Origin of the sequence: Pseudomonas morbosilactucae (assembly GCF_023241665.1) — a bacterium.
Taxonomy (GTDB): domain Bacteria; phylum Pseudomonadota; class Gammaproteobacteria; order Pseudomonadales; family Pseudomonadaceae; genus Aquipseudomonas; species Aquipseudomonas morbosilactucae.
The window spans coordinates 133,314-153,682 of the sequence record NZ_JALQCX010000051.1 but is presented as its reverse complement, the minus strand read 5'-3'; the positions used below and the strand labels follow the sequence as shown (position 1 = coordinate 153,682).

The 20,369-nt window shown below is 61.7% G+C and carries 16 protein-coding genes and 2 pseudogenes; 13 read left to right on the top strand and 5 right to left on the bottom strand.

Features of this window, described 5'->3' with window-relative positions:
- Positions 1-12 precede the first annotated feature (12 nt).
- On the top strand, positions 13-426 hold the full coding sequence (gene arfB, locus M1B35_RS24975) for an alternative ribosome rescue aminoacyl-tRNA hydrolase ArfB (protein ID WP_123330040.1): 414 nt from the start codon (positions 13-15) through the stop codon (positions 424-426).
- Here arfB and M1B35_RS24970 read toward each other — a convergent pair.
- The 5 genes and pseudogenes from M1B35_RS24970 to phhA form a co-directional block, all read right to left on the bottom strand.
- Positions 423-1,621, bottom strand: a pseudogene (locus M1B35_RS24970) (MFS transporter). The gene arfB and the pseudogene M1B35_RS24970 overlap by 4 nt on opposite strands.
- Before the next feature lie 115 nt (positions 1,622-1,736).
- On the bottom strand, positions 1,737-1,919 hold the full coding sequence (locus tag M1B35_RS24965) for a hypothetical protein (protein ID WP_268263411.1): 183 nt from the start codon (positions 1,917-1,919) through the stop codon (positions 1,737-1,739).
- Positions 1,920-1,999: 80 nt separating this feature from the next.
- Entirely contained in the window at positions 2,000-2,128 is a 129-nt protein-coding gene (locus M1B35_RS24960) for a hypothetical protein (RefSeq protein ID WP_259740358.1), read from the bottom strand.
- A 170-nt stretch (positions 2,129-2,298) separates the two neighbouring features.
- Positions 2,299-2,655: a 4a-hydroxytetrahydrobiopterin dehydratase gene (locus M1B35_RS24955; RefSeq protein WP_123330046.1), complete on the bottom strand. Its 357-nt coding sequence runs from the start codon at positions 2,653-2,655 to the stop codon at positions 2,299-2,301.
- Between the two features lie 69 nt (positions 2,656-2,724).
- Positions 2,725-3,516, bottom strand: coding sequence for a phenylalanine 4-monooxygenase (gene phhA / locus M1B35_RS24950; RefSeq protein WP_268263383.1), 792 nt, complete (start codon positions 3,514-3,516; stop codon positions 2,725-2,727).
- 290 nt (positions 3,517-3,806) lie between these two features.
- Here phhA and M1B35_RS24945 point away from each other — a divergent pair, with 290 nt between their 5' ends.
- From M1B35_RS24945 to rfbC, 12 genes and pseudogenes are all read left to right on the top strand, one after another.
- Positions 3,807-5,375: a sigma-54-dependent transcriptional regulator gene (locus M1B35_RS24945; RefSeq protein ID WP_268263382.1), complete on the top strand. Its 1,569-nt coding sequence runs from the start codon at positions 3,807-3,809 to the stop codon at positions 5,373-5,375.
- Positions 5,376-5,600: 225 nt separating this feature from the next.
- Positions 5,601-6,341 carry a flagellar basal body rod protein FlgF gene (locus M1B35_RS24940; protein WP_123330052.1) on the top strand — a complete coding sequence of 247 codons (741 nt, stop codon included), beginning with the start codon at positions 5,601-5,603 and terminating at the stop codon, positions 6,339-6,341.
- A 45-nt stretch (positions 6,342-6,386) separates the two neighbouring features.
- Positions 6,387-7,172 carry a flagellar basal-body rod protein FlgG gene (flgG, locus tag M1B35_RS24935; RefSeq protein WP_123330053.1) on the top strand — a complete coding sequence of 262 codons (786 nt, stop codon included), beginning with the start codon at positions 6,387-6,389 and terminating at the stop codon, positions 7,170-7,172.
- 61 nt (positions 7,173-7,233) lie between these two features.
- Positions 7,234-7,928, top strand: a pseudogene (gene flgH / locus M1B35_RS24930) (flagellar basal body L-ring protein FlgH).
- A 27-nt stretch (positions 7,929-7,955) separates the two neighbouring features.
- Positions 7,956-9,044, top strand: coding sequence for a flagellar basal body P-ring protein FlgI (locus tag M1B35_RS24925; protein WP_123334290.1), 1,089 nt, complete (start codon positions 7,956-7,958; stop codon positions 9,042-9,044).
- 10 nt (positions 9,045-9,054) lie between these two features.
- Entirely contained in the window at positions 9,055-10,320 is a 1,266-nt protein-coding gene (gene flgJ, locus M1B35_RS24920; RefSeq protein ID WP_268263381.1) for a flagellar assembly peptidoglycan hydrolase FlgJ, read from the top strand.
- Positions 10,321-10,330: 10 nt separating this feature from the next.
- Positions 10,331-12,388: a flagellar hook-associated protein FlgK gene (gene flgK / locus M1B35_RS24915; protein WP_123330059.1), complete on the top strand. Its 2,058-nt coding sequence runs from the start codon at positions 10,331-10,333 to the stop codon at positions 12,386-12,388.
- A 13-nt stretch (positions 12,389-12,401) separates the two neighbouring features.
- The gene (locus M1B35_RS24910; RefSeq protein WP_123330061.1) at positions 12,402-13,979 is read left to right on the top strand and encodes a flagellar hook-associated protein 3; all 1,578 of its coding nucleotides are present in this window, start codon (positions 12,402-12,404) and stop codon (positions 13,977-13,979) included.
- Positions 13,980-14,102: 123 nt separating this feature from the next.
- On the top strand, positions 14,103-17,675 hold the full coding sequence (locus M1B35_RS24905) for a glycosyltransferase (protein WP_268263380.1): 3,573 nt from the start codon (positions 14,103-14,105) through the stop codon (positions 17,673-17,675).
- A gap of 294 nt (positions 17,676-17,969) precedes the next feature.
- Positions 17,970-18,743 (top strand): glucose-1-phosphate cytidylyltransferase, encoded by a 774-nt coding sequence (rfbF, locus tag M1B35_RS24900; RefSeq protein WP_123330063.1) that lies wholly within the window; start codon positions 17,970-17,972, stop codon positions 18,741-18,743.
- Entirely contained in the window at positions 18,725-19,807 is a 1,083-nt protein-coding gene (gene rfbG / locus M1B35_RS24895; protein WP_123330065.1) for a CDP-glucose 4,6-dehydratase, read from the top strand. The genes rfbF and rfbG overlap by 19 nt, the downstream gene beginning before the upstream one ends.
- Positions 19,804-20,364 (top strand): dTDP-4-dehydrorhamnose 3,5-epimerase, encoded by a 561-nt coding sequence (rfbC, locus tag M1B35_RS24890; RefSeq protein WP_123330067.1) that lies wholly within the window; start codon positions 19,804-19,806, stop codon positions 20,362-20,364. Before rfbG ends, rfbC begins: the two co-directional genes overlap by 4 nt.
- The last annotated feature ends 5 nt before the right edge of the window (positions 20,365-20,369 follow it).

Genomic DNA, 20,369 nt, shown 5'->3' with positions numbered 1-20,369 from the left:
GATACCCGTTCCATGCTGGTGATTTCCAACAACGTGCACCTGGCCGATGCCGAGATCGAATTGACTGCCATTCGTGCCCAGGGCGCCGGTGGGCAGAACGTCAACAAGGTCTCCAGCGCTGTGCACCTGCGCTTTGACATCCCCGCGTCGTCCTTGCCGCCGTTCTATAAGGAACGCCTGCTGGCCCTGAGTGACAGCCGTATCACCAGCGACGGCGTGATCATCATAAAGGCCCAGCAATACCGCACCCAGGAGCAGAATCGCGCCGATGCCCTGGAGCGCCTTACCGAGCTGATCCTCAGCGCCACCAAGGTGGAAAAGAAACGCCGTCCGACCAAGCCGACCCTGGGCTCGAAGAAGCGTCGCCTGGAATCCAAGACCAAGCGCGGCAGCATCAAGGCCGGTCGCGGCAAGGTGGATTTCTAGCGCGCGTCGCGTTCTTCGCGGTACTTCGGCGCCTGGTGATACAGGTAAAGGCTGAGCAGCAAGCCGCTGAGGGCGGCGATGGCGGCGAACAGGAAGATCGAGGCGAAGCCGAAGCCGGCGGCGATCGCTCCTGCCAGCGGGCCGGTAATCCCCAGTGACAGGTCGATAAACAGCGAATAGGCACCCACCGCAGCACCGCGGCTGGAGGCCGGCACGAGGTTTACCGCCTCGACCCCCAGGGCCGGGAACACCAGGGAGAAGCCAAAACCGCTCAAGGCTGCACCGGCCAGGGCCCAATGGGCGTCAGGCGCCAGCCATAGCAGCAATAGCCCGAGGGTTTCCACCGAGAGGCAGGCGATGGCCACACGAAAACCGCCCAGGCGGTTGATCAGATTGCCGAACAGCAGCCGTGCGCCAATAAAGCTGGCGCCGAACAGGCTCAGGCACAGCACCGCGTTGGACCAGTGCTGGGCGGTGTAATACAGGGTGATAAAGGTGGCGATGGTGCCGAAGCCGATGGAGCCCAGAGCCAGGCCGCAACCGTGGGGCAGCACCCGCCCCAGCACATGCATGAAGGGCAGGCGTTCACCGGCAACGATGGGCGCAGCGACTTTAGGCCAGGCCAGTGCCAGACCGATCACCGCCAGCAGGATGATGCTCACGCCCATGCTCCAGAGTCCCAGCCGGTCCACCAGCCAAACCCCGAATGGCGCGCCGATGGCCAGTGCGCCGTAGCTGGCGATACCGTTCCAGGAAATCACCTTGGCCGTGTTCTGCGCGCGACCCGGCCGATACCCCAGCCGATGGAGCCCGAGCCCACCAGGCTCTCCGCGCTGCCCAGCACCAGTCGGCCGATCAACAGGCACGCCAGGCTCAGTGCCGGAAGGTTGTGCAGCCATGCCGAAAGCAGCATGAATACGCCGCTCAGGCCGCAACCGGCAAGGCCGTACATCACTGCGCGCTTGCTGCCCAGGTTGTCGATGATTTTGCCGGCGTAGGGTCGGCTGAGCAGAGTGGCCAGGTACTGCACGCTGATCACCAGGCCGGCGATCACCGCACCGAAGCCCAGGTCGCTGTGGACGTAGCCCGGCAATACGGCCAGGGGAATGCCGATGTTCAGGTAGCCGATAAAGGTGAAAAGGACGATGGAAACGACTTGCAGCGTGACCGCCATGGGTCGCTGGGTATCTGGCATGGGTAAAGGTCCACTGGCGCAGCAGGATAGATAGGCTGCTTATGATACCGATGCTTGGGGGGAATCTGGGGTAGAAATCGACGCGCTGTTCAGATGTTTCTGTGCGTGGAGACGATCAGGGCTGATCGGGTGCCAGCAATTGGGTGGTGACCAGGGCGGCAAGGGCGTTTTCCTGAGTGCCGAAACGGGCCAGCAGGACGGCCTGCTTTTCTTTGCTGAGACGGTTCCAGACGTCGATCATTTTTTCCGCGGTGCCAATCAGGACGCTGGCTTGGGTTTCGCTGGAGAGGTCGGTCATGGTCGGGCTCATTGGCAGGTGTTTCAGGCGGTGTGGAAAGCGCATGAAGGAGCGCTTTCCACACGGTCTGGAGTGCTTTTTCAGTCTTCGCTGTCGGCCTTGCGGCTGTCGGCAGATTTCGGCTCGGGCTGTTGGGCGCCGGCTTGTTGCGGGGTTGTCTGCTCAGTTTCGTGCAGGCTTGGGAAGGGGAGATTAGGAATCTCGTGCATGTTCGTTGCTCCTCGCAAGGTCTGTTTTTTAAATCGCTGGGTAGATCCGCGCTTTTAAAAAGCCTGGGCAGGATACAGCACTGGAAATGACAATTAGATTTTTTATCGCGACTTGAGGATGAAAGGGATTTCATCCTCAAGTCGCGCGCGGGCAACTCCCTTGAAGGGTATTACTTGCGGCCTTCGGCGGTCTGGGCCACTTCATCGGTGCGGGCGGCCATGATGAAGTCGTTGCGGTGCAGGCCTTTGATCGAGTGGCTCCACCAGGTCACGGTGACTTTGCCCCATTCGGTGAGCAGGCCCGGGTGGTGGCCTTCAGCTTCGGAGATTTCGCCCATGGCATTGGTGAACGCCAGGGCAAATTTGAAGTTCTTGAACAGGAAGACTTTCTCCAGTTGCATCACGCCGTCGCGGACCTCGATGTTCCAGTCCGGGATCTGCTTGATCAATACCGGCAGTTCTTCGTCGCTGACGTGCGGTGCGTCGGCACGGCAGGCTTCGCAGTGGGCTTGGTTGAGAGCGGTCATGGTGGGTTCCTGGGTTGAATGCTGGTTGGCGATGACGGGGTTGGCAGGCCGCGCGGGAGGGCGACCGGTTCAGGCGGCCTTGGGTTTGGGTGGAAACTTCGGCGCGTGCAGCCCCACCTGCATGCCCTGGTGAACCAGGGCCATGATGTCTTCCTGGGCCAGGTCGAACAGGCGCTTGAGGCTGGGCAGGACGAAGTAGATCGGTTGCAGGATATCGATACGGTACGGCGTGCGCATGGCTTCCAATGGGTCGAACGCCTGGTGCTCTGGCTCGCTGGAGAGGCTGTACACCGTCTCCTTTGGAGAGGACAGGATGCCGCCGCCATAGATGCGCTGGCCCTGGGGTGTGTCCAGCAGGCCGAATTCGATGGTCATCCAGTACAGGCGCGCCAGGTACACCCGTTCTTCCTTGGTGGCCTGTAGGCCGAGCTTGCCGTAGGTGTGGGTGAATTCGGCGAACCAGGGGTTGGTCAGCAGCGGGCAATGGCCAAAGATCTCGTGGAAGATGTCCGGCTCTTGCAGGTAGTCCAGTTCTTCGCGGGTGCGAATAAAGGTGGCAACCGGGAAGCGTTTACTGGCCAGCAGTTCGAAGAAGGTCTGGAAGGGGATCAGCGCCGGCACCCGGGCCACTTGCCAGCCGGTGGTGGCGCCCAGCACCTGGTTGATTTCGTCCAGTTGCGGGATGCGCTCGTGGGGCAGGCCTAGCTTGTCGATGCCGTCCAGGTATTCCTGGCAGGCGCGGCCTTCAATGACCTTCAGTTGGCGCGTGATCAAGGTATTCCACACCGCGTGTTCTTCGGCTGAATACTCGATAAATCCGTGCGCGTCGGGCTCGCGGGCCACGTACTGCGTCTGCTTCATGCTGCTCTCCTGCCGAGATGCGTTCTTGTTATGTGTGACCCTAGAGATACCCCAGGGTGCCCCTCGGCGCAGCAGGTCTTGAGGGGCCTGATCGTACCGTTGAATGATTTTTCGTAAAGTTTTCGTTACGAAATACTCCTCGTGCCCGGAATGTCGAGGCTGGGCGCTTTGGAAAAGGCTATGGCTGTCACGTAATCTTGACGACTTTCTGCGTCCTCCCGTAAAAACATCGCCGTCGGACCGCCTTTTTCCCATGCCTGCTCCTTCCCACTCTCTTGGGCCTTCTCTCTATGCGTATCAAAGTTCACTGCCAGAACCGCATCGGCATCCTGCGCGACATGCTCAACCTGTTGGTGGAGTACGGCATCAACGTGGCTCGCGGCGAAGTGGGCGGTGAGCACGGCAATGCCATTTATTTGTACTGTCCGAACCTGATCAACCTGCAGTTCCAGGCCCTGCGTCCGAAATTCGAGTCCATCGCCGGGGTGTTTGGGGTCAAGCGTGTGGGTTTGATGCCCAGCGAGCGCCGGCACATGGAGCTCAACGCTCTGCTGGGGGCGCTGGAGTTTCCGGTGCTGTCCATTGACATGGGTGGTTGCATTGTTGCCGCCAACCGGGCGGCGGCGCAGTTGCTCGGGGTGCGGGTCGATGAGGTGCCGGGTATCCCGCTCTCCCGTTATGCCGAGGACTTTGACTTGCCCCAGCTGGTGCGGGCCAACCAGTCGCGGATCAATGGCATGCGGGTCAAGGTCAAGGGTGACGTGTTCCTGGCGGATATCGCGCCCTTGCAATCCGAGCACGATGACAGCGAGGCCATGGCCGGTGCGGTGCTGACGCTGCACCGGGCGGATCGGGTCGGTGAGCGCATCTATAACGTGCGCAAGCAAGAGTTGCGTGGCTTCGACAGCATTTTCCAGAGCTCCAAAGTCATGGCCGCGGTGGTTCGGGAAGCGCGGCGCATGGCGCCGCTGGACGCGCCCTTGCTGATCGAGGGTGAGACCGGCACCGGCAAGGAGTTACTGGCCCGTGCCTGCCACCTGGCCAGCCCGCGGGGGCAGTCGCCATTGATGGCGCTCAACTGCGCCGGCTTGCCGGAATCCATGGCCGAGACCGAGTTGTTCGGGTATGGCCCGGGGGCGTTCGAGGGCGCTCGAGCTGAAGGCAAGCTGGGGCTGTTGGAGCTGACGGCGGGCGGCACCCTGTTTCTCGATGGCGTTGGCGAGATGAGCCCGCGCTTGCAGGTCAAGCTGCTGCGCTTTCTGCAAGACGGTTGCTTTCGCCGAGTGGGCAGTGACGAAGAGGTGTTCCTGGATGTGCGGGTGATCTGCGCGACCCAGGTGGACCTGTCGGAGCTCTGCGCCCGGGGCGAATTTCGCCAGGATTTGTACCACCGGCTCAACGTGCTGTCCCTGCATATTCCGCCCTTGCGCGAATGCCTCGACGGTTTGCCGCCACTGGTGGAACACTTCCTTGACCAGGCCAGCCGACAGATTGGCTGTGCCTTGCCGAAACTGGCGCCAGCGGCCCTGGAGCGCCTGGGCCACTATCACTGGCCGGGCAACGTGCGGCAGTTGGAAAACGTGCTGTTCCAGGCGGTGTCTTTGTGTGAGGGCGGCACCGTCAAGGCCGAGCACATCCGCTTGCCCGATTACGGCGTGCGTCAGCCCCTTGGCGAATTCTCCCTGGACGGCGGCCTGGATGAGATTGTCGGGCGTTTCGAAAAGGCCGTGCTGGAGGCCTTGTACGCCGAGCACCCCAGCAGCCGCCAACTGGGCAAGCGGCTGGGCGTGTCCCATACCACCATCGCCAACAAGCTGCGTGAATATGACCTGGGCAAGGGGGCGGCAGGCGAAGGGTGACGGAGGGCGGCGAGTCGGCCCTGTGTATCAGGGAGGTTACTTGCCGTAAGCGGCATAAGTCCGCCGTTTTTCCGTCTCGGGTGTGCGCCTGAAAAATCGCCCGATCCTTGCAAAGGCCTGGCCCGCTTGGGTGCGAACGCATGGAAATCAAGTTGGTGCGCTTATTGCTTATGGCTCATCAGTACAGCGGTGGGCGGCAAACGTCCGGCAGATAGAGGAAAGACTGTGGACAAGTACCTTTACGTGGCAATGACCGGCGCCAGCCAGAACGCACTGGCGCAGAAGGCTCATGCCAACAATCTGGCGAACATCTCCACCAACGGTTTTCAGCGTGACCTGGAACAGGCCCGCTCGATGCCGGTGTTCGGTGACAGCTTTCCGGCGCGGGCCTTCGCCATGAGCGAACGTCCAGCGACCGACTTCACTCCGGGGTCCTTGGTGGAAACCGGGCGTGACCTGGATGTGGCCGTCAGCGGCAATGGCTGGATCGCCGTGCAGGGCGCCGATGGCTCGGAAAGCTATGTGCGCACTGGCAGCCTGAATGTCGACGCCCTGGGTGTGCTGCGTGCCGGCAACGGCATGCCGGTGATGGGCAATGGCGGTCCGATCGCCGTGCCGCCGGAGCAGAAGGTCGAAGTCGGCCAAGACGGCACCATCAGCATCCGCGCCATGGGCGAAGGGCCGCGAGTCATGGCCGAGGTTGACCGCATCAAACTGGTCAATCCGGACCTGAAGAGCATGACCAAGGGCCTGGACGGTTCGATCAAGACCAAGGACGGCCAACCGGCCCCTGTCGATGCCAACGTGCAACTGGTCTCGGGGTTCCTGGAGTCGAGCAACGTCAACGCTGTGGAAGAGATGACCTCGGTCCTGGCCTTGTCCAAGCAATTCGAATTGCACATCAAGATGATGAACACCGCTAAAGAAGACGACCAGGCCATGGCTCGGGTCTTGCAGATCAGCTAATTACCAGTACGTAGCGCCGTAAAACAGGCGCGCGAGGAGAATCGAATGCTTCCGGCTCTATGGGTTGCCAAAACCGGTCTGTCCGCCCAGGACACCAACCTGACCGTGATTTCCAACAACTTGGCCAACGTGTCGACCACGGGTTTCAAACGTGATCGCGCCGAGTTCCAGGACCTGCTGTACCAGATCAAACGTCAGCCGGGTGCTCAGTCCACCCAGGACAGCGAACTGCCGTCGGGCCTGCAAGTGGGTACCGGTGTGCGCATTGTCGGCACCCAGAAGAACTTCACCGCCGGCAGCCTGCAGACCACCGAGCAGCCGCTGGACATGGCGGTCAACGGTCGCGGTTTCTTCCAGATCCTGCAGCCCGATGGCACGACTTCCTACACCCGTGACGGCACTTTCCACCTCGACTCCAACGGCCAGATCGTAACGGCCAACGGTTTCGCCCTGGAGCCTGCGATCGTCGTGCCTAACGATGCCCAGACCTTCACCGTGGGCCAAGACGGCACCGTGTCCATCACCATCGCCGGCAACCCGGCTTCCCAGGTGATCGGCAACCTGCAGACCGCCGACTTCATTAACCCGGCCGGCCTGCAAGCCGTGGGTAACAACCTGTTCTTGGAAACTGCCGCCAGCGGCGCGCCGCAAATCGGCACGCCGGGCCTGAACGGCTTCGGCACCACGCTGCAGAACACCCTGGAAACCTCCAACGTCAGCACCGTTGAAGAGATGGTCAACATGATCACCACTCAACGTGCCTACGAGATGAACTCCAAGGTGATCTCCACCGCCGACCAGATGCTCTCGTTCGTAACGCAGAATCTGTAATCAAGTCTTTGAGGCGGCCATGAATCTCAATGGCGCGCCTGCAACACCGTGAGGAAGGGTCATGAATCGGTACGTTTGTCTTCTAGCACTGAGTGGGATTGCCGTGCTTGCGGGTTGTGTCTCGCCGCCGCCAAAACCCAATGACCCTTACTACGCGCCAGTGTTGCGCGTACGCCATTGCCTGCGGCCGCCAACAACGGTTCGATCTACCAGGCCGGTTTTGAGCAGAACCTCTACGGTGACCGCAAGGCGTTCCGGGTCGGTGACATCATCACCATCACCCTGAACGAGAGGACCGCGGCCAGTAAAGGCGCGAACTCGGCCTTGACCAAGACCAGCACCAACAGCATTGGCCTGACCTCGCTGTTCGGTGCTGTGCCTAACGTCAACGACCCGTTGAGCGACGGTAACCTGAGCCTGGATGCCGGCTACAGCGGCAACCGTGCTACCAAGGGCGATAGCAAGGCCGCCCAGAGCAACAGCCTGACCGGCTCGATCACAGTGACGGTAGCGGACGTTTTGCCCAACGGCATCATCGCCGTGCGGGGCGAGAAGTGGATGACCCTCAACACCGGTGATGAGCTGGTGCGGATTGCCGGCCTGGTCCGGGCTGACGATATCGCCACCGACAACACCGTGTCGTCGACCCGTGTGGCCGATGCGCGCATCACCTACTCGGGCACCGGTTCGTTTGCCGATGCGAATCAGCCTGGCTGGTTCGACCGTTTCTTCCTCAGCCCGCTTTTCCCTTTCTAGGTGGCCACGTTGAATTTCAAGCACCTGATGGCGGCCGTGTTGTTGCTGTCCACTTCCCTGGGCGTTCAGGCCGAGCGGTTGAAGGACATCGCCAGTATTTCGGGCGTACGTTCCAACCAATTGATCGGCTATGGCTTGGTGGTGGGGCTAAACGGTACGGGTGACCAGACCACCCAGACCCCGTTTACCCTGCAGACCTTCAACAACATGCTGTCGCAGTTCGGCATCAAGGTGCCGGCCGGTTCCGGCAACGTGCAGTTGAAGAACGTCGCGGCGGTGTCGATCAGTGCTGATTTGCCGGCGTTTGCCAAGCCGGGCCAGCAGGTGGATATCACGGTATCGTCTATCGGTAACTCCAAGAGCCTGCGTGGCGGCACCCTGCTGCTGACGCCGCTCAAAGGTATCGACGGCAACGTTTACGCCATCGCCCAGGGCAACCTAGTGGTGGGCGGCTTCGATGCCGAGGGTCGTGACGGTTCGAAGATCACCGTCAACGTTCCGTCGGCGGGTCGAATTCCTGGCGGGGCCTCGGTGGAGCGTGCCGTGCCCAGTGGTTTCAACCAGGGCAACAGCCTGACCCTGAACCTCAACCGTTCGGACTTCACTACTGCCAAGCGCATCGTCGACAAGATCAACGACATGCTCGGCCCTGGCGTGGCCCAGGCCATCGACGGCGGTTCGATCCGCGTCACGGCGCCCCTGGACCCGAGCCAGCGTGTCGACTACCTGTCGATCCTGGAAAACCTGGAGATCGATCCAGGCCAGGCCGTGGCCAAGGTCATTATCAACTCGCGCACGGGCACCATCGTGATCGGCCAGAACGTCAAGGTGTCGCCGGCCGCCGTGACCCACGGCAGCTTGACCGTGACCATTACCGAAGACCCGATCGTCAGCCAGCCCGGGCCTCTGTCCAATGGCGAGACTGCAGTAGTGCCTCGCTCGCGGGTCAACGCTCAGCAGGAAGCCAAGCCGATGTTCAAGTTCGGCCCCGGCACCACTCTGGATGAAATCGTTCGAGCGGTGAATCAGGTGGGTGCGGCGCCAGGTGACTTGATGGCGATCCTCGAGGCACTGAAACAGGCTGGCGCGTTGCAAGCCGACCTGATTGTGATTTGAGGTAGAGGCCATGGATATTCGCAAGGGCGGTGTGCTTGGCAGTGGGGATTCGGGGGCTTACTCCGACCTCAACCGGCTTAACCAGCTAAAGGTCGGCGACAAGAACAGCGAAGGCAACATGCGCAAGGTGGCGCAGGAGTTCGAGTCGCTGTTCCTGGGGGAAATGCTCAAGTCCATGCGTTCGGCCACCGAGGCCCTGGGCAAGGACAACCCGCTCAATACGCCAGCGGCCAAGCAGTACCAGGAAATGTACGACCAGCAACTGGCGGTGTCGCTGTCGCGTGAGGGTGGTGGTATCGGCCTGGCCGACGTGCTGATGCGCCAGATGATGAAGAACAAGCCGGCGGTGCCGGGCACTACGGCCGCCTTGCCGGGAGCCAGTAGTGAGGCGCCGGTGGCGACGCCCACGGCCATTGCTGCGGGGACCACGGCCTTGGGCGGTCCGCTGACCCGGGTCAACGGCCAGCGTCCGCTATGGGCGTCCCGCGCGGTGGATCCGCAGACTTCCGGAACCAGTCACAACGACATGGCCTTGCTTAACCAGCGGCGAATTTCCCTGCCCAGCAAGCTGACGGATCGTTTGTTGGCGGGCATTGTGCCTTCGGCTGCTACCGACGCTGCGGCAAAAAATGCCGCGCCAGGTCGCACCACGACTGCCACCGATGCCGTGATCAAAGGCGAGTCACTGGCTGCCCTGGGGCGTGGCGCATCTCGCAACTCGCTGCAGATTTACAGCCGCGCCGTGGCCCAGCCACCGTTGGCTCCGGCGAAGAAAGCCTTCAGTTCCTCCGACGAGTTCGTCGCCACCATGCTGCCCATGGCCAAGGAAGCGGCCGAGCGCATTGGGGTCGATCCGCGTTACTTGGTGGCCCAGGCAGCCTTGGAAACCGGTTGGGGTAAATCGGTCATGCGTCAGCAGGATGGCAGTAGCAGTCACAACCTGTTCGGCATCAAGGCCGGCAGCAGTTGGAAGGGCGCGCAGGCCCGGGCGATCACCAGCGAGTTCCGAAATGGCGAGATGGTCAAGGAGACGGCAGCGTTCCGTTCCTACGATTCCTACCAGGACAGCTTCCATGACTTGGTGACCTTGTTGCAGAGCAACAATCGCTATCAAGAAGTGTTGAAGGCTGCCGATAAACCAGAACAGTTTGTACGTGAGTTGCAGAAAGCCGGGTATGCAACCGACCCGGACTACGCAAGCAAGATCTCGCAGATAGCCAAACAGATGAAGAACTACCAGAACTACGCTGCGGCGAGCGCCTCCACGAATTTATAAGGTCTGAATCATGAGTTTGCTCAATATCGGGATGTCGGGGCTGTCCGCCAGCCAAACGTCGTTGATGACCACGGGTAACAACATTGCCAACGCCGACACCGCCGGTTACTCGCGTCAGCAAACCGTGCAGGGCACCAAGGCCTCGAACCAGTATGGCAACGTCTTCATCGGCAGCGGCACGACCCTGGCCGATGTGCGTCGGGTTTACAACAGCTACATCGACGCCCAGCTGCAGACCACCACTTCCCTGAACAGCGACGCGGCGGCCTACCTGGGGCAGGTCACGCCGGTGGATCAGTTGCTGTCGGACAGCGGCACCGGCATCAACGGCGCCCTGACCAAATTTTTCGCCTCGGTGCAGAACCTCAACGCCAAGCCGACCGACGAGGCCGCCCGGCAGTTGCTGCTCAGCGACGCCCAGGCCTTGAGCAACCGTTTCAACTCGGTGTCGACCCAGCTCAATGCGCAGAACGCGAGCATCAACGGCAACCTCACCAGCATGGCCGATCAGGTCAACAAGCTGGCGGCGACCGTGGCTCAGTTGAACCAGAAAATTTCCGAAGTATCGAGCAGCGGCTCGGGCATGCCTAACGACCTGCTCGACGCGCGTAACGAGACCGTACGCCAGCTGTCGACCTTTATCGGGGTGCAGGTATCGGAGCGCGGTTCCAACGTTGACCTGTACCTGGGCAGCGGCCAGCCGCTGGTCATGGGCAACACCTCCAACACCCTGGAAGTGGTGGCCGGCAAGACCGACCCAAGTCGTTCCGCCCTGCAACTCAATCGCGGCTCCAGCACCATCGACATCACTTCGGTGACCACCGGCGGTGAAATCGGCGGCCTGTTGCGTTATCGCAGTGAAGTGCTGGACCCGGCGATGAATGAACTGGGGCGCGTGGCCCTGGTGATCGCCGACCAGATGAACAGCCAGATGGCCCAAGGCATCGACAAGAACGGTGAGTTTGGCGGCAACCTGTTCAACGACATCAACAGCGCCGCGCTGGTCAACCAGCGCAGCATTGCCAGCAACGGCAACGATCCGACCTCGGGCAACTTCGCGGTCACCATTGAAGACACTGGCAAGCTGACCACCTACGACTACCAGGTGACCTTCACCACCGCCACCGATTATTCGGTCAAGCGTTCCGACGGCACTAACATGGGCACCTTCACCACGACGCCACCGCCGAACCCGGCGCCGGTGATCGACGGTATCTCCATGGTGTTCAGTGGCAGTTCGGTTGCCGGTGACAGCTTCAAGATCACCCCGACTCGCAACGCCGCCACCACCATCCAGACCGAGATGACCGACGCCAAGCGTCTGGCGGTTGCCGCGCCGTTGAAGGCTGAAATCCTGCCTGGCGCCCAGGGCTCCCTGACCATCGCTGCCCAGCCTTCGCTGACGGTGCCGGTGGATATCTACGACAGTGCGGCAAAAATCGAGATGCAGACGGCGATCCAGAACTCGGGTCCGGTCAAGCTGGTGTTCGATGATGCCGCCAGCGGCAGCCAGGGCTACAAGTACTACGACGCCAAGGGCGTGCTGATGGGCAGCGGCTCCATTGTGCCGGGCCAGAGCAATACCCTGAACCTGCAGATCAACATGGTCGATGCCACCGGTGCGCCGATCACCGATGGCGGCACTCCAGCGGTGCAGAAGACCTTCACCGTGGCCATGACCGTCGCCGGCTCGCCAGCGAGCGGTGATTCCATGAGCATCTCGGTTAACGGTGCGGGCTCCACCGACAACCGTAACGGCCTGGCCCTGGCTAACCTGCAGACCAAGCAGACCGTGGACACTGGTTCGGCGAGTAAAGGCATCACCTTGGTGGACGCCTACGGCAAGCTGGTGGAAAACGTCGGCGCCAAGGCCAGCCAGGGCAAGCTCGACAGCGCCGCCACCGAGAGCATCCTGGCCAACGCCAAGAGCGCCCGGGACTCCCTGTCCGGGGTCGACCTGGATGAAGAAACCGGCAACCTGGTCAAATACCAGCAGTACTACACAGCCTCTTCGCAGATCATCAAGGCTGCGCAGGAAATTTTCAGCACGCTGATCAACAGCCTTTAAGGAGTCGTAACCCATGCGCATTTCCACCGCCCAGTTTTACGAGTCTTCGGCTGCCAACTACCAGAAGAACTTCGCCAACGTGGTCAAGAGCAGCGAAGAGGCCAGCAGCCTGGTTCGCGTCAACACCGCGGCCGATGATCCGGTAGGTGCCTCGCGACTGCTGCAACTGGGCCAGCAAGCCTCGCTGTTGAATCAGTACGACGCCAACACCACCACCATCAAGGCCACCCTGGGCCAGGCCGAAGCGGCCATGACCAGCATCACCAACGTGTTGCAGCGCGCCCGTGAGCTGGCGGTCAGCTCCGGCAACGCCGGGTTCACCGATGCCGACCGTCTGTCCAACGCTGCTGAACTCGGTCAGATCGAAGAGCAACTGCTCAGCCTGATGAACACCCAGGACGAAAACGGCAAGTACATCTTCGCCGGTTCCAAGAGCGATACCCCGCCGTTCAGCCGCAACTCCGACGGCACCTACAGCTACAACGGTGACCAGACCAGCCTCAGCCTGCCCGTGGGCGATGGCATGACCATGGCCACCAACAGCACAGGCTGGGATGTGTTCCAGCAGGCAATCAACACCAGTCGTACCCAGATCAGCCTGCCAACGGGGCAGGTGGATGACGGGCGTCTAGTGTTGTCCGATGGCCAGGTTGGCAACAGCGCCTCCTATAACTCCGCGTTTCGTAGCGGTGCGCCCTATACCATCACCGTGACCAACGGTAACCAGTTGAAGATCCAGGATGCCGCTCTCAATGATGTGACCTCGGATGCCAGCGCCAACGGGATTTTCAAGGCGGACGGTGGCGCCGACTCGCAGACCGTGAGCTTCCGTGGGGTGGACATTCGACTGAACGTCAACCTGCAAACAGGTGATGATCCGGCGACAGTGCTCGATGGCAAGGTTTTCACGCTGGAAGCCAAGCCCGACAGCTTTAACGCCTCCCGTAGCCCGGGTAACCCGAGCACGGCGCAGATCCTCAGCACTGAAGTTACCGATTCTGCGGCCTACAACGCAGCCTTCCCGAATGGTGGGGCGATTCTGAAGATCGGCGCGGGCGACACGTTCGAGCTTTACGCGTCCCCCCTCACGTCGTCGAGCAAGCCGATTGCCAATGGCCCGTTGACCGGCACACCGCCGGACACCGTCGTCGCTGCAGGGGTGACGTTTACCCTGACCGGTACTCCGAACCAAAATGACCAGTTTTCGGTGGCGGTGAACAATCACCAGACCCAAAACATTCTGGATACCATCAGCCAGTTGCGCACCGCACTGTCGACACCCATCAACGGTGATCCGGTTGCCAAGCAGAAGCTGGTCGCGGCCCTGGATACGGGGATGGCTAACTTGGCCGCCGGTACTGATCAGGTCAGCAATGGCTTGAGTTCGGTGGGTGGTCGCGGCCAGTCCCTGGACACTCAGGTGGAAACCAACGCCAGCCTGCGTGCGGCCAACACCCAGACCCAGTCGGCGATCCGTGATTCCGACCCGGCAGAAGTGATGACCCGCTTGACCCTGCAGCAAACCATGCTGCAGGCCTCGCAACTGGCGTTCAGCAAAATCGCGCAATTGGGCCTGTTCAACAAGGTCTGAGTCCGTCGTCAAACAGCGCTTGCCCTCGCATAGCGCTGTCGAGCCGCCAACCGTCTTTTCCAAGCGGTTCTGGGGCCTTTGCCGGATCACCGGCAGGGGCTCGCCGCTCGAGAGTTTTTCTACGTGAACCACACTCCGCTCGTCAGTATCGTCATCCCGGCGTTCAATCCGCGTTTCTTCCGCCAGGCCCTGGAAAGTGCCTTGGCGCAAAGTTACCCGTCCCTGGAAATCCTGGTCTGTGATGACAGTGTCGGTGATGAAATCCGCCAGATCGTCGACGACCTGGCGGGGGCGCCTCACCCCATTCGTTATGTGCGCAATCCGCAACGGCTCGGTCTGCAAGGCAATGTGCTGCGGGCGGTGGAGTTGGCACAGGGCGAGTTGATCAAGATCCTCTGCGACGATGATCGTCTGTTTGCGCCCTGCATTGAGCTGCAAGCGCAGGTGTTGGCAGAGCACCCCGAGGTCAACCTGGTGTTCGGCCTGCGGATTTTTGGCGACGCCGGCAATTTCATTTTGCCGTCGCGGATCACCAACTGCCGCTTTGTGCCGACCGATGCCGTGCTCAAGGGCGATGATATGTTGGCGATTTTCGAACTGTCGCCGCGTAACTTCCTCGGCAATTTCAGTTCGGCGTTGATGCGTCGCGCGGATGTGCTGGAACTGCTGCCAGCGGTCATTCAGGACGGCGCTGGTTTCTACGGGTTGCTGGATTTTGCCCTGTTCGTCTGTCTGATGCGGCGGGGCAACCTGGCGGCCTTGAACACGGTGTTGAGCACCGAGCGCTTGTACCCTGAGCGTCTGAGCAATACCCCGGAAATGCTCAAGGCGAGGACCACCGAATGGGAGTGGATCCAGCAGATGCTGGCGGTGCGCAACGGCGAGTCGGCACCGGCCAGCGGCTGGGTGCGATACGTTGAGCTGCGTAAGGCTGCCGAGCAGCCACGGCAATGGCAGGAAGTCGGTGTAGGCCGAGTCCTGGGCAATCGCACCACGGTGATCGAAGGGCGGGTAGGTTGTGAGGCCCAGAGTTACCAGGAGTTCTATCGTGAGTGGCTGGCCGTGCGCCGGTTCTCGGCGGTCGAGCAACGCCATTTGGATCAGCGCATCGGCAGTTGGAGCATGCGTCCGCAGATTGTGCCGGTGGTGATTGATCGGGGTGGCGATGCGGTAGCACTGCGCCAGACACTGGAAAGCATCGCTGGGCAACTGTATCAGCCGCCGGCGGTGCTGCTGCTGTCTGACGCAGTGTTCGAGATGGATGCGCGGGTGGTGCAGTTGCCCTTGGCGGATAATTGGGCGCAGCAACTCAACGGCCTGCTGCCGCAGCTGGAAGGCAGTCACTGGTTCTACTTGTTGCAGGCCGGTGACCGCTTGCAGGAGTCGGCGTTGCTGGTGCTGGCTGAGCGTATTGCCAACACCCCGGGCATGCTCTGCGCTTACAGCGATGAGGGCGCCTTGGCCGAGGTGGGCTCCACGGACCCTGTATTCAAGCCGGACTTCAATGTCGACCTGATGCGCTCTTATCCCTATGTCGGGCGGACCCTGGCCTTCCAGCGTGAGCGCTTTATGGCCATGGGTGGGTTTGATTCCCAGCAGGGCGAACTGGCGCCCCATGACCTGCTCTGGCGCCTGGTGGAAGAGGCGGGCCCGCAGTGTGTGGAGCACATCGCGGAGATCCAGCTTGAGTCCGTCTTCGACTTTGCCCAATGGCTGTCTCTGCCCGACGTCGTCGAGGGCAGCGCACGGCTGGTCAGTGCACACCTGTCACGCATCGGTGCCGAGCACCGGATTCGTCTTGGCGACTTGCCGTTGCTCAACCGCATTGACTACCTGCATGCGAGTCGTCCGTTGGTGTCGATCATCATTCGCTGTGGCGATTCCCTGGCGTCGCTGCAGCGTTGCATTGAAGGGCTGATCGAAAAGACGGCCTACAGCCGCTACGAAATTCTGCTGGTGGCCAGCGATCGGTCCAACCCGGCCATGGGCGACTGGCTGGCCGCCATGGCGCAGTTGGACGCGGCCATGCTGCGGGTGCTGCCGTATGCCGGTGTGCTGAATGACGCGGCCATCGGCAACTTCGCCGCTGGCCAGGCCCGTGGTGATTACTTGCTGCTGCTCAGTGCGCGCAGCGTGATCTGCGCGGCCGATTGGCTGGACGAGCTGCTCAACCATGCCCAGCGTCCGGAAGTCGGTGTAGTGGGGGCCAAGCTGCTGGCGGCTGATGGCTCCATCGCCCATGCCGGGCAGATCCTCGGCCTGGCGGGGCCGGTGGGTACGCCGTTTGCCGGCGACACCGCCACCGCGCGTGGCTACATGCAGCGCTTGCAGGTGGCACAGAATTGGAGTGCGGTCAGTCGCGATTGCCTGATGGTGCGCAAAGAGGTGTTCGACAGCGTCGGAGGCCTGGATGAAGTGCGTTTCACCCTCGGCCTCAGCGACACTGATTTGTGCCTGCGGGTCGACCGTAACGGCTACCTGGTGGTTTGGACCCCTTATGCCAGCCTGATCCTCGGCCCTGATACCACGGTCGACCAGGCCCCAGGCACCTTGCAAGTGCAAGAGGCCGAGCATGATGCCTTTTATCACCAGTGGATGCCCAAGGTCGCCCGCGATCCGGCCTATAACCCGGCCCTCAGCCTGGGCTTTTCCAGCTTTAGCCTGGAACCCTCGTTGCGCAACAACTGGAGCCCGTTCTGCAGTCGGAGCTTGCCGTTGATTCTTGGCTTGCCGGTGAACGACTCTGCTGTGGGGCATTACCGGGTCACCGGCCCGCTGACGGCGCTGGAGGCGGCGGGGCGGGTGATTGCCCGGGTCGCCTACGAGTCGCCGTCGACCGTGGAGATCGAGCGCATTGCCCCCGATACCATTGTGCTTCAGGGGCGCTACAGCGAAGGTGCGGCTGACGATATTCTGCGGATGAAAAAGTACTCCAGTGCGTTGCGCATTTTTGAAATCGACGACTACATCGTCAACGCACCGAAGAAGAATTCTCACGCTCGCAACAAGCCGGTGAACACCGAAGATTTGCTACGCCGGGGCATTGCCTTGTGTGATCGGGTGGTGGTGACCACCCAGCCCCTGGCGGATGCCTTGTCGAGCATGCACAGCGATATTCGCGTGGTGCCCAACATGCTGTCGCCGGAGCCCTGGGCGGGCTTGAAAAGCCGCCGTGGCACGTCCAGTAAACCGCGGGTTGGCTGGGGCGGAGGCACCAGCCATACCGGCGACCTGGAGCTTATCGCCGACGTGGTGCGTGAGTTGGCCGATGAGGTGGAGTGGGTGTTCTTCGGTATGTGCCCTGAGGGTTTGCGGCCCTACGTGCATGAGTTCCACGCCTCGATTTCCTTGCGCAACTACCCCTTCAAGCTGGCCAGCCTGAACCTCGACCTGGCGTTGGCGCCGTTGGAGTTCCATATCTTCAACGACTGTAAAAGCAACCTGCGCCTGCTGGAGTACGGCGCCTGTGGTTACCCGGTGATCTGCACCGACACCGAGGCTTATCGTGGCTTCCTGCCGTGCACCAAGGTCCATAGCAACAGCACTGAGGAATGGTTGCAGGCGATTCGCATGCACCTGGCCGATCCCGAGGCCAGCTACCGCATGGGCGATGAGTTGCGTGAGGCGGTGCACCGTGACTTCATGCTGCGCAGCGACAATCTGCAGCACTGGCTGTGGGGCTGGTTGCCGGACTGATGGGGCGTTGTTGTCCTGAATGCCTGAGGGGCTCGCCGGGTATTCAGGGCGTGCTTGAGGCCTTTTCGGCTGTTCTTTTCCCTTGTGTGAAGGGCGCGTTCAACGCGCCCCATCTTCCGCTGCCTCCTCAAGGTGCGCCCCGCCTGCAATTGGCGCACTTCCTGCAAGCCTGCCTGATATCGCCATAAAACCTTCATCGCGTCGCGGTGCAGGTGGCCGGTCAATGATGTGCAGCGGGCGCCCCGCGCAGCCCTGCCAGGCTGAGTGGGCCGTACACGGAGCAAGAGGACAGCGATGAAGGCAGTAATTCTGGCAGGTGGTCTCGGTACGCGAATCAGCGAAGAGTCGCACCTCAAGCCCAAGCCGATGATCGAGATCGGCGGCAAGCCAATTCTTTGGCACATCATGAAGCAGTACTCCGCCCACGGAATCCACGACTTCGTCATCTGCCTGGGCTACAAGGGCTACGCAATCAAGGACTTCTTCGCCAACTACTTCCTGCACACCTCCGATGTGACCTTCGACATGCGCAACAACCGCATGGACGTGCATCAGAACTACAGCGAGCCGTGGAGCGTGACCCTGATCGACACCGGCGAGGAAACCATGACCGGTGGGCGCCTGCGGCGTGCCGCGCGGTACCTGCAGGATGATCCGGCGTTTTGCTTCACCTACGGCGATGGCGTATCTGATTTGAATATCCGCGCACTCTTGGACTTCCACCAGGCCCACGGCAAGTTGGCGACGGTGACCTCGGTGCAGCCGCCGGGCCGCTACGGCGCTCTGGAGCGCAGCGGCGACCAGGTGCTGGGCTTCACGGAAAAACCCCGGGGCGATGGTGGCTGGATCAACGGCGGCTTTTTTGTCCTGTCGCCCAAGGTGCTGAGTTACATCGACGGTGACCACGTCAGTTGGGAGGCGGCTCCCCTGGAACGCCTGGCCAAGGAAGGGCAGTTGCACGCCTTTGAACACGGCGGTTTCTGGCAACCCATGGACACCCTGCGCGACAAGAATCATCTGGAACAGTTGTGGCAGAGCGGGGAGGCCCCATGGAAACAATGGGACTGAGCCCGGCGTTCTGGCAGGGCAAGCGTGTCTTGCTCACCGGTCATACCGGCTTCAAGGGCAGTTGGCTGGCCCTGTGGTTGCAGAGCCTGGGGGCCGAGGTCACGGGCTTTGCCCTGGACCCGTCGACCACCCCAAGCCTGTTCGAATTGGCCCGCGTGGCCGAGGGCCTCAATGACCAGCGCGGTGACCTGCGAGACCTGGGTGCCTTGCTTGAGCTGATCGCCGAGACCCAGCCGGAAATCGTCCTGCACCTGGCGGCCCAGCCCCTGGTGCGTGAAGGTTATCGAGACCCTCTTGGCACCTACTCCAGCAATGTCATGGGCACCCTCAACCTGCTTGAGGCGATTCGTCAGGTCGGTGGCGTGCGTGCCTGTGTGCTGGTGACCACCGACAAGGTCTACGCCAATCAGGAATGGCTCTGGCCCTATCGGGAAAACGAAGCCCTGGGCGGTCACGATCCCTATAGCAGCAGCAAGGCCTGCTGCGAGTTGCTGGCACAGTCTTACGCCGCTTCGTTTTTTGCCCCCGAGCGCCATGCCGAGCACGGCCTGGCCCTGGCCACGGCACGGGCGGGAAATGTCTTGGGCGGCGGCGACTTTGCCCCTGAACGCTTGATTCCCGATGTGCTCCAGGCCTGGTCGGCAGGGGAGCCGGTGACCTTGCGTTATCCCCAAGCGGTCCGCCCTTGGCAGCATGCCCTGGAGCCCCTGGCCGGCTACCTGCAACTGGCCGCCGGCCTGTATGAGCAGGGGCCGGCGTTCAACGGGGCGTGGAACTTCGGCCCGGGCGAGGCGGACATGTGCAGCGTCGGCGAGGTGGTGGAATTGCTGGCCCAGCGTTGGCCCGAATCCCCAGGGCTGAGGGTCGAACCCAGTGACCTGCATGAGGCTGGATTGCTACGCCTGGACAGCAGTCGTGCCCGCCAGCGCCTGGCCTGGCAGCCGCGCTGGTCGTTGCAGCAATGCCTGGAGCAGACCCTGGACTGGCACCTGGCTTGGCGCGCAGGTGAAGACATGCGTGTGGTCAGCCTCAACCAATTGAATCTCTACAAGGAACGAGCATGAATGAAGTCAAGCTCCAGGCATTGCGCCTGGAAGGGCTTTATCTGATCCAGCAAAAGGTCTTCAGCGACGAGCGCGGACGTTTCGCTCGACTGTTTTGCCAGACTCGCCTGACCCTGGAAGGACGTTCTTTCGATATTCGCCAGATCAACCACTCGCGGACCTCGGAACGCGGCAGTGTGCGTGGCCTGCACTTTCAGCAGGCCGGGTTTGCCGAAGCCAAGCTGATTACCTGTCTGCGGGGCGCGATCTGGGACGTGGCGGTGGACTTGCGTCCCGAGTCGTCGACCTTCCTGCAATGGCATGCCGAAGAGCTGCGCGCCGATGATGGACGCAGCCTGCTGATCCCCCGTGGTTTTGCCCACGGCTTCCAGGCCCTCGAAGAGGACAGTGAAGTGCTGTACTTCACCGATGCCGACTACGCCCCGGAGCATGAAGCCGGGCTGTCGGTGAGCGACCCGGCCTTGGCCATCAACTGGCCGCTGCCGGTGCGGAACCTGTCGGCCAAGGACGCTTGCCATCCGCTGTTGGACGCGCAATTCCCGGGCGTGCGCCTGTGACCTTG

Excerpts from the sequence above, each read along its gene's own strand:
- rfbG (WP_123330065.1), top strand. The coding sequence starts at position 18,725 with ATGGAAACAATGGGACTGAGCCCGGCGTTCTGGCAGGGCAAGCGTGTC.
- rfbC (WP_123330067.1), top strand. The coding sequence starts at position 19,804 with ATGAATGAAGTCAAGCTCCAGGCATTGCGCCTGGAAGGGCTTTATCTG.
- flgJ (WP_268263381.1), top strand. The coding sequence starts at position 9,055 with ATGGATATTCGCAAGGGCGGTGTGCTTGGCAGTGGGGATTCGGGGGCT.
- M1B35_RS24955 (WP_123330046.1), bottom strand. The coding sequence starts at position 2,655 with ATGACCGCTCTCAACCAAGCCCACTGCGAAGCCTGCCGTGCCGACGCA.
- M1B35_RS24925 (WP_123334290.1), top strand. The coding sequence starts at position 7,956 with ATGGCGGCCGTGTTGTTGCTGTCCACTTCCCTGGGCGTTCAGGCCGAG.
- M1B35_RS24945 (WP_268263382.1), top strand. The coding sequence starts at position 3,807 with ATGCGTATCAAAGTTCACTGCCAGAACCGCATCGGCATCCTGCGCGAC.
- M1B35_RS24965 (WP_268263411.1), bottom strand. The coding sequence starts at position 1,919 with ATGACCGACCTCTCCAGCGAAACCCAAGCCAGCGTCCTGATTGGCACC.
- rfbF (WP_123330063.1), top strand. The coding sequence starts at position 17,970 with ATGAAGGCAGTAATTCTGGCAGGTGGTCTCGGTACGCGAATCAGCGAA.
- flgK (WP_123330059.1), top strand. The coding sequence starts at position 10,331 with ATGAGTTTGCTCAATATCGGGATGTCGGGGCTGTCCGCCAGCCAAACG.
- flgG (WP_123330053.1), top strand. The coding sequence starts at position 6,387 with ATGCTTCCGGCTCTATGGGTTGCCAAAACCGGTCTGTCCGCCCAGGAC.
- M1B35_RS24960 (WP_259740358.1), bottom strand. The coding sequence starts at position 2,128 with ATGCACGAGATTCCTAATCTCCCCTTCCCAAGCCTGCACGAAACTGAG.
- phhA (WP_268263383.1), bottom strand. The coding sequence starts at position 3,516 with ATGAAGCAGACGCAGTACGTGGCCCGCGAGCCCGACGCGCACGGATTT.
- arfB (WP_123330040.1), top strand. The coding sequence starts at position 13 with ATGCTGGTGATTTCCAACAACGTGCACCTGGCCGATGCCGAGATCGAA.
- M1B35_RS24910 (WP_123330061.1), top strand. The coding sequence starts at position 12,402 with ATGCGCATTTCCACCGCCCAGTTTTACGAGTCTTCGGCTGCCAACTAC.